At 49.6% G+C, this 13,273-nt stretch carries 7 protein-coding genes; all 7 read left to right on the top strand.

Going from position 1 to position 13,273, the window contains the following annotated elements; genetic code table 11:
• The first annotated feature begins 198 nt into the window (after positions 1–198).
• The 7 genes from BM114_RS00560 to BM114_RS00530 all read left to right on the top strand — a co-directional run bounded on the left by BM114_RS00560 (position 199) and on the right by BM114_RS00530 (position 13,272).
• The gene (locus BM114_RS00560) at positions 199–3,282 is read left to right on the top strand and encodes a SusC/RagA family TonB-linked outer membrane protein (protein WP_092109038.1); all 3,084 of its coding nucleotides are present in this window, start codon (positions 199–201) and stop codon (positions 3,280–3,282) included.
• Between the two features lie 12 nt (positions 3,283–3,294).
• A complete protein-coding gene (locus BM114_RS00555; protein WP_092109711.1) occupies positions 3,295–4,695 on the top strand; it encodes a RagB/SusD family nutrient uptake outer membrane protein in 1,401 nt (466 codons plus the stop codon).
• 5 nt (positions 4,696–4,700) lie between these two features.
• A complete protein-coding gene (locus BM114_RS00550) occupies positions 4,701–5,159 on the top strand; it encodes a hypothetical protein (RefSeq protein ID WP_092109709.1) in 459 nt (152 codons plus the stop codon).
• 2 nt (positions 5,160–5,161) lie between these two features.
• Entirely contained in the window at positions 5,162–6,682 is a 1,521-nt protein-coding gene (locus tag BM114_RS00545; protein ID WP_092109033.1) for a hypothetical protein, read from the top strand.
• On the top strand, positions 6,675–8,171 hold the full coding sequence (locus tag BM114_RS00540) for a calcineurin-like phosphoesterase C-terminal domain-containing protein (RefSeq protein ID WP_092109030.1): 1,497 nt from the start codon (positions 6,675–6,677) through the stop codon (positions 8,169–8,171). The genes BM114_RS00545 and BM114_RS00540 overlap by 8 nt, the downstream gene beginning before the upstream one ends.
• A gap of 408 nt (positions 8,172–8,579) precedes the next feature.
• The gene (locus BM114_RS00535; RefSeq protein ID WP_092109025.1) at positions 8,580–10,877 is read left to right on the top strand and encodes a CotH kinase family protein; all 2,298 of its coding nucleotides are present in this window, start codon (positions 8,580–8,582) and stop codon (positions 10,875–10,877) included.
• A 136-nt stretch (positions 10,878–11,013) separates the two neighbouring features.
• Complete coding sequence (locus tag BM114_RS00530; RefSeq protein ID WP_092109020.1) at positions 11,014–13,272, top strand: GH92 family glycosyl hydrolase; 2,259 nt, start codon at positions 11,014–11,016, stop codon at positions 13,270–13,272.
• The last annotated feature ends 1 nt before the right edge of the window (position 13,273 follow it).

Below are 13,273 nucleotides of genomic sequence, written 5' to 3'. Positions count from 1 at the left end.
TTTTTAATCCTCTGCAAAGATACATTTTTTCTCCAGAACCTGCAAATATTTTAAACTAAGACTGAAAAGAAGTCCCCTTGTAGGGTTGACTCAAATCAAGATAGACGATTATAATTACGAAAATATGTACTAATTTACAATTCTAATGTTAGTTTTAATTAAAATTTAATATCTTTGCACCATAAATTATTTGCATTTATGAGAATTCTAATCAGTCTAATGTTGGCTTTCACATTTATGGCAGGTCATGCCTATCCAGTAAGTATGGATGTCATGAATGATTCGAAGGCAGTGGAGCAAGCTCAAGAGGATATAGTTACCGGAGTCGTTACAGACGCTGACGGAGAGCCTCTTATTGGTGCTACCGTTCAGCAGAAAGGAACGGAAAACAAGTCGATTACCGATATTGACGGTCATTACACCCTGCGGTTGAAGTCTGGGGCATCGCGCATCTTGGTGATTACCTATGTTGGGATGAAACCTCAGACCGTTCAGGTCAGTGGCAATGTGGCAAACGCGACGCTTGAGGAAGATGCCAATCAGTTGCAGGATGTCGTCGTAGTGGGGGCTTACGGTACGGCTCAGAAGCGTTCGGACTTGGTGGGGAGTGCCTACCAGGTGAATTCCGACCAGTTGAAAGGACTTCCCCAGCAACGCCTGGATGTCATGCTCGACGGCCTGATACCAGGTGTCAAGATTACCCCAAACACAGAAGATCCGGGTTCTCCGCGCACTCGCTTCAATGTCCGTGTGCGTGGAGAGGCTTCTCTGAATGCATCCAATGAACCGCTTTGGGTTGTCGACGGGACACCTATGTACACCGGCGACCGTACGAACATGATGCCGGGAACGAGCTATACGGTGAGTCCGCTTTCTTTCTTGAACCCTGACGATATCGAGTCGATCACCGTATTGAAGGATGCGACCGCCACCTCTATCTATGGTGCTGACGGAGCCAACGGTGTGATTCTCGTTACCACCAAGAAAGGCAAGAAGGGCAAAACCGACATTCATGCCAATGTGCAGTATGGTGTTGCAAACATTGACGAGAGCACGGCTCCTAAGGTGATGAATGCCGCCCAGTGGATGGATTTGGCAAGACAGGCCTACCAGAATGCCGGACTTGACATGCGTACCTTCCCCTATCAAGATAATGACATGAACTCCTATTCCACCACTGATACCAATTGGCGAGATGTCTTTTACGGAACCGGGACGACATTCCTCACAAATGTGTCGCTGGACGGAGGCTCTGAAAAGTCTGATTATTATGTCTCCGGACAGTATTATCATAATAAGGGAACCGTCAAGGGCAACGAGCAGCAGCGCCTGTCTCTGCGTTCGAACCTCGGTTTCCAGCTGTTAAAGAAGCTGAAACTGACCGTAGAACTTTCGGCCTCCTACAATGACAACGACCTGTTTGCACTTGGAAGGGAGTATTATGAACTGCTGCCCATCTATAGTCCTTACAATGCCGACGGCACCTATCGTCTTTATAATAAGATCGTAAGCGGTATCGATGCCGATGGAAATCCCATCTACGCAAGGCAGAAGTTCCTCTCCAATTCCGTCTTGGAACGCGACCAGAATATCAATAACCAGAAAGCATGGTATCTCCACACGAACTTCCAATTATCCTACGACATCATGAAGGGGCTGAAATATACCGGACAGTTTGCTTATGACTATCAGAGTACGCTGGAGCAAACCTATGATTCCCAGAAGAACTGGACGGGTATGGACACGGCTGGGGATCCTGTCGGGTATGCGCGCCGTTCGTCAGCAGATATCGTGAACTGGGCCACCATTCACCGTCTGAACTATAACAACACTTTCGGAAAGCATACCGTGGGCGGCGTATTCGGCTTTGAGGCAGACTCCCGCAACTATACGACCATGTATGTAACAGGGTCTGGCTTCATCAACGATCATATTCAGGATGTAAGCCAGGCTTCCCTCCGACAAGGGTATAACTCAAGCAGCAAGAGCCGTAAGGTATCTTTCCTCGGCCAGTTGAGCTATTCCTTCGACCATCGGTATTATCTGACGGTGAACGGCCGTAAGGACGGCAACTCCCAGTTCGGCACCGATGTGCGTTGGGCAAACTTCGCGTCGGTGGGCGCTTCTTGGAATATCCATAACGAGAAATGGTTTAACATTCCATGGATGAAAGTGTTGAAGTTTAAGGCCAGCTACGGTGCCAATGGAAACTCCCGCATCGGATCTCAGGAATCTATGGGTACTTATTCCTATGGCGACAGCTATGCTTATAACGGTGAGAGTGGCGGTGCACAAGGCCAATCGCCTAATAGCAAGCTCAGCTGGGAGACCACTTACATGACGAACCTGGGTTTCCGGATTGCTGCCTTTAACCGGATTGACTTCGAGTTTGAGTGGTATAACAACCTTACGAAGGATCTGCTGAGTCAGTTGCCGGTTTCGCTCACCACGGGTGATACCCGTGTCTATCGCAATGTGGGTGAAATCCAGAACCGGGGTTTTGAAATCAATATGACGACCCGCAACTTCATTGCCAAGGAAGAGGGAGACTTTACATGGACGACAGATTTCAACCTTGCCCGTAACTCTAATAAGTTGAAGAAGTCTTATCGTGGCACACAGGTGAACTTTACCGATGGCATCTCGTGGATAGAGGGCGAAGATATCCGTACTTATTATCTTGTTCAGTGGGCCGGCGTCGACCCTTATGACGGCAGTCCGTTGTGGTATGATGCCAATGGAGACATCACGAAGACCTACGATAGTGCCAATAATCGTGTCAGGGGCAAGAAGTCAAACTCTACCGTTACGGGTGGTCTTGTCAATACTCTGACCTATAAGGGATTCTCTCTCCGAGTTCTCCTGAACTATCAGTTTGGGGGATACACCTATAGCTCTTTTGCCTCAATCGGCAATAGCGACGGCTATAGTGTCATCAGCAACAACCAGGCTATTGAGCAACAGGATTATTGGAAAGCTCCCGGCGATATAGCCTTAAACCCTAAACCCATTTCAGGCGTGAGTACGGGTTCTTCCCGTCAGTCTACCCGCTTCCTTTACAAAAAGGATTTGGTGCGCCTTCAGAATATCGTGCTGGGTTACCAGATTCCCAGAGACTGGGTTAGAAAATGGGGGCTCACGAGTGCCGATGTATCTCTGATAGGAGATAATCTCTTTGCATATTCCCCTTATGCGGGCAGTAACCGCAACTCTTATAAGACAGTGATGAGCGGCTATCCCTTGGAGCGCACTTTCACCTTGTCATTGAATGTTGGATTCTAAACGATGATGAAAATGAAAAAGAATATCATACAATATAGCTTATTAGCTTTCCTTACGATAGCCCTGACAGGATGTAGCGACTTCCTTAGCGTCGAGCAGAAGGGTAGGACCACCATCCCCTCGTTCCTCTCAGACCCGAGAGGACTGCAGGCGGGTCTTGTGGGTGCTTACAACAAGTTCTATGCTTATTACGACGGAGAGTTCTCCAAATATCCCGAAGTAGCGGGCAACATGAGTTCCGTCAGCCTGCCGTCGGGCTCTTCCATGCTTGAGCAGTATAACTTTACCCCTGATCCCGAGAATGCTACCACGGCTTATTACATTTGGTCTCGTATTAACGAGGCTCAGGTGAATGCCAATAACATCATTCAATATGCGCCGAGCGTGGAGGCTGCCTATCCTACGGAGGCCGACAAGTGTAAGAAGATTCTCGGGCAGGCATTGCTCCTTCGGGCTTTTTGCCACTTCGACCTCGTAAGGGTATTTGCGCAGCCTTATAACTCTACTGCCGACGCGTCGCATCTGGGCGTCCCCGTATTGACCAAGACCCCAGGGCCTAATGACAATCCTGCGCGGGCTACGGTGAAGGAAGTCTACAATCAAGTGTTCTCTGATCTGAACCAAGCGTCAGGCCTGCTGACCGATGAGGTCGCAGCCAATCGCTTCTATGGTTCTCTTCAGGCGGTAAATGCCATGTTCTCCCGTGTATATCTCTATATGGAAGACTGGCAGAATGCCTTCGACTATGCAAAGCGGGCGATTGCCAACAAGCCCCTTGCCCAAGGCACAGACTATATTAGTATGTATTTAGACCTAAATACGCCCGGTGAGGCAATCTTCCGTCTGAATGGGCACGACATGAGTGGTAAGCTCAAGGGGTTTTATACCACGGAGTGTATGCCCGCCGACACGCTAATCTCTCTCTATGATACGGATGACATCCGATTGCAACTTTTGCAGCAAGGTGGGGTTAAAAGATGCGTGAAATATACCGCAACCACTATCCCCGACAATCAAGATCGTCGCGAAGACCCTATCGTCTTCCGTCTTTCAGAGATGTATCTGAATGCCGCAGAAGCAGCTTGGAATCTCGGACGCTATAGCGATGCCCGTTCTTATATCGAGGCAATCGTGGAGCGGGCTGTCGGCGGTGAGAAGGCACAGAAGGTGCTTGCCGGATATACGGATGCCAACCTCATCAACCTCATCCGTACTGAGCGTGTGAAGGAACTTTGCTTCGAAGGTCATAACTTCTTCGACATCACTCGGTGGAAGCAGGACCTCGTTCGTGAAAAGAGCACCACTTCCACGGTTCAAAAGATTGCGTATCCGAGCGACCTCTTCATTCTCCCGATTCCGCGGTATGAGCTGAATGCCAACGACAACATGGTTCCTAACCCCAATAACGACTAATGGAAATGAAAAGAATATTGTTTTTATGTTTGGTGCTTGCCACTCTGGTAAGTTGCAATAAGGAGGAGTTTGATGGATATGACAATCCGTTTGTCAGCATTGCCACTGAGACCGGAGCTTCTTCTATAACGGTATTGTCGAATGTGAACAACATCAATACCTATATGGTATTGGTCAGTTCCCGCCCTTTAGAAACGCCTCTGACAGTTAATTATCAGATTACCGTTGGCGATGGACTTGAGGAAGGAGTAGACTATGAGCTCGTAACTACGGGCAACTCACTTGTGTTCGAGCCGGGTGTCTACGACATGCCTGTCCGTATCCGGTGGATGTCGCATCCGGTAGACGAAAGCAAGGACAACACGCTGACCATCACCCTTACCTCCAATAGTAAGGATTTTACCCTTGGTCTTCCCGGAAAGTCTGGGTATAGAAAGTCATTAGTAATAGAAAAGAAGAATTGATTATGAAGACGATGAAATCATTATACAGCTTTGTTGTACTTGCCCTGACGGCTTTGGTCTTCACGGCATGTTCCGACAGTACGAATTTCCTTTATCAGGATGTGGATGCCCCGAAGATTCTTTCCTTTGGTTTCTATGAAGAGGACAATCCGGAATTCCTTTCAAGCGACCATGTCGTCGACCTTTCCGGACGCATAGTCTCTGGTACCTCTACGGTGTCAGTGGATGTTCCTTTACCTTCTACGGTTGACAAGTCAAGTCTCATCGCGCGCTTCACTACATCCGACGGCGCGGTAGTAAAAGTGAACGGAGTGGAGCAGACCAGCCAGTCTACTGCTAATAATTTCAAGATTCCCGTTGATTATATTGTGTCTAAAGGCAGCCTGAATGTGCGCTATGCCGTAACCGTAACCAAGGGCACAAACATGAAATGGCTTGAAGCTCCGGCTTTCGCAGACTTGACGGTCTTTGGCGATCCGGTCATGAAGATCAATCCGCAGACCCATGAGCCGTATGTAGGGTTCAAGGTTCGTACTGACAACGATTATCGCCCAGTCGTGATAAAGCTGACCGACAATGGCTGGGAATATGTGGGCAGTGGGCCATTCGGCAACAAGATCAGCAGCTCTTACTTCGATATGGACCTGAACGCAGACGGAGTTCCGTTTGTCGGCTATTCTGACAATACGGCATCCACCAGCGGTGCGCTCACCGTTCAGGACTTCACGAACGGCACATGGCAGTTTACGGGCGGCTCGGCAGGTGTATTGAACGCCCAGTCCAACTATCTGGGTATTGCCGTCCTTGCTAACGGCGAGATAGTAGGTGCCCAGGTGAATAACAGTACCAAGTCAGACTATGTCCGCCGCACCCTCGTGGTTTCTAACTACAAGGACGGTGGCTGGACGAGCCAGACCCCGTCTATGCTCACCAACCTTGTGTATATGTCGAATGTGGCAGGCGGTAGCAAGGCTGCCTATGTCATCAGCATCAATCGGGGCATGGTAAGCGGCGTCAATTGCGGGTACAATGTCCTGAAGTATGAAAACGGTGAATGGACGGCCATGATACTCAACTATCTTGAGCCCGGCAATACTCCTAATTTTAATAACATCTCTACAATCGGTGTCTATGTGGCTCCAGACGAGACTCCGTATATCTGGACATTGGACGATGCCTCCGGGGCAGCGGCCATTCGTATGAAATACTACGATTCCACGACTGACAGCTGGCTGACTCTCGGCGGAAATGTATTGCCCCTCGGCTTCGCTCCCGACCGTCATACCGAGGTAGCCCTTGCCGTTACCAACGACGGCACACCTTATATTGTCTATAACAATTTGGCCGATCAGGGGTATCCTTATTTCATGTATCTTGATCAGGAAACCCAGCAATGGAGCTCTCCCGTGAAGATTGCCGATATCTCTGCTACGGGTCTAAGTATCGGCTTTGCAAAGACAGGAGTGGGCTATGTAACCTTTACTGACGACAGTAGTAAAGTCCGTATCTTCAAGTATGAGTAGGATTGCTGTCTTAATATTGTTTTCCTTGCTCTCGACAGTCGGTGCTGAAGCCCAGCAGACAGTCGAAGGCTATGTGTATCTGGATTCTAACCGCAACGGGCAGAGAGACCGTCATGAGAGAGGAATAGCCAATATACCCGTCTCAAACGGCAGGGATATCGTGATGACAAACGGAAAGGGAAAGTACAGAATCCGCCTTGCCGACGGATTCGGTGTCTTCCCCATCTTGCCTTCTGACTATACCATGTCGGCCGGCAAGGTGGTAAACAGCAGTTTCGTCGTCAGTTTAAAGAAAATGAAGGATGGCTGTGATTTCGGATTGAAGTCCAAGGCCGTGAAACGGAACTTCCGCTTGAATGCTATCGGCGATGTGCAGGTGGGCAACTATCAGGAACTCGACTATGCTGCAAAAACCTTGTGGCCGGAACTTCTCGATACGGATTCGGCTGATGTAAATCTCTTCCTTGGCGACCTGGTGAACAACAACCTCCCTCTCCAGTCTAAACTGAAGGAAATGATGGAACTGTTGCCGTCGCAAAGCTGGACGGTCATCGGAAATCACGACCGTGATGCCGACAGTGTCCGCCGAGGCCAGACAAAGACTTATAACACGATTTTCGGCTCCGATGTCTATGCCTTCAACGAGGGGAAGGTGCACTTCATTGTCCTCAACAATGTCTATGGCGACGGAGCCAGAGGCTATCACGGAGAGCTGACGGAGGAGCAACTGGAGTTTGTGAAAAACGATGTCAGCCTGGTTCCCAAGGGTAACCTTATCTGCCTGAGCATGCATATTCCTCTGGCCATCACGAAGAATCGCAATGCTCTTCTCGACATTCTGAAAGGCAGGGAAGAGGTGCTTGCCATTACGGGACATCTCCACCGCGTGATGCGCTTCTTCTATGGAAAGCCCGGAATTCATGTCCATGAGCTCGGAGCCGGTGCCACCTGCGGGTTCTGGTGGGTAGGAGAAAAAGACTGGGAGGGCGTGCCCTCGGCTCTTCAGCAGGGCGGAACGCCTCGCAACTACTTTGTTCTTGACTTTGAGGGCAATTCCTATAAGCTGCGCTGTAAGGGCATAGGGCTCGACGAGAGCAGGCAGATGAATATCCACATTACAGGTATCGACACCCTTGATACCCACCTTCGGGACTTAAGAGACATGGAATCTTATCAGGCCCTGCTGACCGTTTGGGGCGGCTGCGACTCTACCGAGGTGAGATGCCGCATTGACGGAGGTGAGTGGCAATTGGCAAAAAAGGCCGATTTCATCGACCCTAATGTGGCGCGGATACGCGAAATGAACCTTCTGAAATCATACCCCACGAGGTATAACCGCGTCAATCCGATGCGCAGGAATCCTTCGCCTCAGCTATGGGTGCTTCCTCTTCCCGACTCTGCCCGCAAGGGAGTCCACCGCATAGAAGTGCAGGCAAGTGATAGATACGGGCTCGAGGCAAGGGGACAACGAGTGTTCGTTTATGACTAAGGGCAACCTTTCGTAAGGCTAAATGCCATGGTTGAAAAAGCCCTTCTCGGCAAAGGCTTTCAAGGTAGTTGTACGGCGGTTTTGTAAAAGGCCGTTAAAAGGTCGCCTTTTAACGGCTAAAAGGAGAGCTTCTAACGGCTAAAAGGAGCGTAAAAGGCCGCCTTTTACTTTTGGGTTTTTAGCTGTAATGTAAAAGGCTGATTTTCACCTCTTTCTCAATTTTCTGTAGGAATGCTTGCCGGAAAGGGAAAAAATCTCTATTTTTGTAGGATAAAAAAATCCAAGGAACAGACTTGGGGTATTTCAGACCTTTACTTCCCTTTTCGCGGAATTTCCTGAAAAGAAGGGTGGTTTTTTATATTCCGAAATGTTATATGATTGAGATCGGACAAAATTTGAATAAAGCCTATGCTTAGACATCTACTCCTTACCTTTGCGGGGTGTCTCGCCGCTATGTCTTCTTTTGCGCAGTGGGATGGCCGCGAGTGGGCTTCTGACAACTTCGCCCCTGCTAAGAAGGTAACCTTTACGCAGACGAATCTTCCCCTTGTGTTCATCAATGTGAAAGGACAGACCATCCGTCGCGACAGCAAGACACTAGCAACGATGAAAATCATAGATAATGGCGACGGGCACAACTATCGTGATACGCTGGTCCACACCGGCCAAAAAGTGGATTACGAAGGATATGTCTCCATCAAGTATCGCGGCAATTCGTCGTTCTACAACTCAAGGAAGAAACCTTTCTCCATCCGTCCGCTGAAGGCGAGCGATGTTGTCGCCAACGGTGTGGATGCAAAAAAAGAAAAGGTGAAGATCATGGGCATGGAGAAGGACAATGACTGGGCACTCTTGGCACCTTGGCAAGACAAGAGCTATATGCGCGATGTTCTCACGATGGCCATGGCTCGTGGGAGCCATACCTTTGCGCCTCACATGAAGTATTGTGAGGTAATCGTCGACGGCATCTACTATGGCATTTATATCATGTCGGAGCGTGCCACCAAGGGCTCCGGTCGCCTGAATCTGAATGATGTAACGCCTGAGGATATGTCGGGAGACTTTCATGTGGAGATAGACCGCGACGACGAAGATCACTACTACCAGTCGAAATATCCTCCCGCGAAGAGCGACGGGACGGAAATCTACGGCAGGAAGATCACTTATCAGTATAAGGAACCGGAATATGAGGACTTCGCAGAGCTTCCTGCAGGTACGGAAAAAGCCATACAGGATGCCATCAACGCCATGGAAGATGCATTTTCCTCTGTCAATTACAAGGATCAGGCTACCGGATATCGGCAGTATATTGATGTGCCGTCGTTTATCGATCAGGAGATTGCCGTCGAGGTTTCCAACAACATCGACGGGTATCGCCTGAGCTCGCCACTTTATAAATACAGCGACTCCCATGCCGCTAAGCTCGGCGATAACGCAAAGTGGAAGACTGCTCTCTGGGACTTTAACATCGCCTATGGCAACGAGGGCTACTATTCACCGGAGGCTGATGGCATCTGGCGCTATACGGCCAACGATGTGATGTATGTCAGGGATAATCAGCTTATCCCGTTTTTCTGGTATAAGTTGATGAACGATGAGGCTTATGTCAAGCAACTGAAGAGGCGCTGGGCAGAGGTTCGTATGGGCAATTATTCCGAGGCTTTCATCACCGCTAAGCTCGATTCCTTGCAAACGGTGCTTACTGCAAATGGGGCTGCTGACCGCGACAATCAGGCATGGAGTAATCATTTCGAGAACCTGGCTGCCCAAAAGGAAGCCCTCCATGACTATGTCAAGACCCGTCTGTCCTTTGTTGATGCGGGATGGCTTGGTTCCAATCCTGATGGCGGCGATACTGGCGGGCAGGGCGACCAGCCATCTACGGCACTCCCCGCTGATATTAAGAGCGGTTTTAATTGTGATGTAATCTGTGAGGATGTTTCGAATATCATGAATACGACCACACACGATGCCGAGGCAAGGAACATGGGCTTCGACACGGCAGGCTTCGTCTATTATGCCAAAGGGGCAAGCAGCAGTCTTTCCGACGGATATGTTTGTGATGAAGAGGGGAATCTGGCGAGCCCGCATGCCAGCTACAAATTGAATGTCTCAAAGACGGCTACGATAAACAACGCCCTTGTCCTCAAGGGAGCTGATGCAAGCAATGAATGTGCCGTTAACGAAGGAATTTTGCTGTTTTCTTCTCCCGTGCAGAGCTCTTGTCTCTATTTTGCAGGCTTAAGTGCCGACGGGGATAATACGGTATCTGTAACCGTTAATTACACCGACGGTACTACCGGTATCGGCAGCATACACTTTAACAATTGGGACACGGCCGACAGCCATGCCATCGTGAATCATCTTCATAGGATGGCCACGACGCATGTGGGATGGGCGAATGTGGATGCCGGTGAACTTCAGGGTAATGCCAATTTTCAAATAATAGAACAGAGTGTCCCCACGGATGCGAACAAGACTATTGAGAGCGTCAGGTTCACACGAGGCTCGGAAAAGGGCCATCCGGCAATACTTGCCCTGGCCTATGTCCCTGTAACCACAGGAATCGAGACTCCTATGGTGAATGTTTCTCAGGCCATTGTGGCCGTCTATTCCATTAATGGCACGAAGAGGAGGACCTTGCAGAGGGGACTTAATATCGTGAGGTATGCCGATGGCACGGCTCGCAGGATTATAATCAAATAAATCTGACACCTCTGTATATATGAGGCGGATTCCGGCTTTTCTTATACTTGCTGGTTTCTGTCCTTATTTTTATCCTCTCGTTTTGCGTTCTTGGAAATTTATTGTAAATTTGTAGCAAATTACAAAATCCTGAATCATGAAACTTAAGCAATCCTTACTGTCGGCAGTTTTCCTTTCATGCACATTTAGTGCGAGTGCCCAGAAAAGCGTTGTCGATTATGTAGACCCTTTCATCGGGACCACTAATTTCAGCGTTTGTACTCCCGGGGCTATCCGCCCGCATTCCATGATGTCGGTCGTGCCGTTCAATGTAATGGGCTCAGATTTGAATGTCTACGATAAGGATTCCCGTTGGTGGTCAACGCCCTATCTCTATGAGAACAAGTATTTCACGGGATTTGCCCATGTAACCTTGAGCGGAGTGGGGTGCCCGGAGTTGGGAACGCTCCTGTTGATGCCTACAAGTGGTAAGTTGGATGTCGACTATCACAACTATGGTTCTGAGTATAAGAACGAGAAGGCTTCGCCGGGATATTACAGCAATGAGCTTACGAAGTATGGCATCCGCTGTGAGGTTACGGCCGCTATGCGCTCCAGCATTGAGCGCTTCACTTTCCGGAAAGGAGAAGCGCATCTGCTGATGAATGTTGGTAACGGACTTACCAATGAGGTGGGCGGTTCCATCAAGCGTGTCTCGTTGACAGAGATAGAGGGAACTCGTCTGGTGGGTACTTTCTGCTATAACTCGCAGGCTGTGTTTCCCATGTACTTCGTGATGCGTGTCAACAAGGCTCCCAAGGAAGCCGGGTTCTGGAAGAAGCAGCCTAAACTTGCCGGCGTGGCTGCCGAGTGGGACCACGACAACGGCAAATACAAGCTCTATAAGAACTATGGCCGGGAACTTGCCGGTAACGAGATTGGCTATTATTTCAGCTACGATGCCGAGGAAGGCGAGCAGTTGGAGGTACAGATAGGCGTCAGCTTTGTCTCTACGGCCAATGCCCGGGAGAATCTGGAGAAGGAACAACAGGGCTTCAACTTCGACAAGGTGTGCGCGGAAGCCCGTCAGGAGTGGGAGAAAACCTTGAGTGTGGTTACTGTCGAAGGGGGTAGCGAGGCTCAGAAAAAGATATTCTATACGGCCCTTTACCATAGTCAGATTCATCCCAATGTACTCCAGGATGTCAACGGCGAGTATCCTAAGATGGAGAGTGCGACAAACGGCGTTAACTCGGGTAACCGCTATACGGTCTATTCCCTGTGGGATACTTATCGCAATGTGCATCAGTTGGAGACCTTGCTCTATCCCGAACGGCAGCTTGACATGGTCCGCTCCATGATTGAAATGTACAAGGAATGGGGTTGGATGCCCAAGTGGGAGCTTTATGGGAGGGAGACCTGGACGATGGAGGGCGACCCTGCCATTCCCGTCATTACAGACACTTACCTGAAAGGATTGCGCGATTTCGATATTAAAACGGCCTATGAGGCATTCCGCAAGAGTGCCACCTTGCCCGGCAAGGACAACCTGATGCGCCCTGATATCGACGGCTATATCCAGAAAGGCTATGTTCCTATGGGGGCTTATGCACAGGATAACTCCGGCGATAACAGCGTCTCCCATGCGCTGGAATACTATATTGCCGACCACGCTTTGTCAAATCTCGCCTCGGCATTGGGGCATAGGGGCGATGCAAGGCTTTTTCTGAAGCGCAGCTTGGGCTACAAGAATTATTACTCCAAGGCCGATGGAACGCTCCGTCCGAAGAAGGCCGACGGCTCCTGGCTCTCGCCTTTCAATCCGGAAGACGGTGCTGACTTCAGCAATGCGCCTGGCTTCCATGAAGGCTCCGCATGGAACTACACCTTCTATGTACCGCACGATATCCCGGGTCTGGCAAAGCTAATGGGTGGCGGCAAGGCTTTTGTGGACAAACTTCAGATGGTTTTTGACAAAGGCTTTTATGACCCTGCCAACGAGCCCGACATAGCCTATCCTTATCTTTTCAATTACTTTAAGGGCGAGGAATGGCGCACGCAGGAGCAAACCTACAGACAACTGATGAAAAACTTTACCGACAAGCCCGACGGCATTCCCGGCAACGACGACTGCGGAACGATGTCGACATGGGCTCTCTTCACCATGATGGGCTTCTATCCCGACTGCCCAGGCAGTCCTTACTATTCGCTCACGGCTCCTGTCTTCGACCGAGTTACCCTGCATCTTGACAAGCGTTATTATCCAGAGGGCGACATTGTCATCGAGGCGGTGCATCCGGCGAAAGACTCGCATCTCATCCAGAGCATGACGCTTGGGGGCAAGAAGCTTGGCAAATATCGTATTTCTCACGATGAACTTACAAAAGGCAAGTTGCTGAAATTTGTCTTGAAATAAG

It is taken from the genome of Prevotella sp. KH2C16, assembly GCF_900113305.1.
GTDB lineage: Bacteria > Bacteroidota > Bacteroidia > Bacteroidales > Bacteroidaceae > Prevotella.
Note: the sequence above shows the minus strand (reverse complement) of the source record. Positions and strands in the feature narration are given on the sequence as shown.

Excerpts from the sequence above, each read along its gene's own strand:
- BM114_RS00560 (WP_092109038.1), top strand. The coding sequence starts at position 199 with ATGAGAATTCTAATCAGTCTAATGTTGGCTTTCACATTTATGGCAGGT.
- BM114_RS00555 (WP_092109711.1), top strand. The coding sequence starts at position 3,295 with ATGAAAAAGAATATCATACAATATAGCTTATTAGCTTTCCTTACGATA.
- BM114_RS00550 (WP_092109709.1), top strand. The coding sequence starts at position 4,701 with ATGAAAAGAATATTGTTTTTATGTTTGGTGCTTGCCACTCTGGTAAGT.
- BM114_RS00545 (WP_092109033.1), top strand. The coding sequence starts at position 5,162 with ATGAAGACGATGAAATCATTATACAGCTTTGTTGTACTTGCCCTGACG.
- BM114_RS00540 (WP_092109030.1), top strand. The coding sequence starts at position 6,675 with ATGAGTAGGATTGCTGTCTTAATATTGTTTTCCTTGCTCTCGACAGTC.
- BM114_RS00535 (WP_092109025.1), top strand. The coding sequence starts at position 8,580 with ATGCTTAGACATCTACTCCTTACCTTTGCGGGGTGTCTCGCCGCTATG.
- BM114_RS00530 (WP_092109020.1), top strand. The coding sequence starts at position 11,014 with ATGAAACTTAAGCAATCCTTACTGTCGGCAGTTTTCCTTTCATGCACA.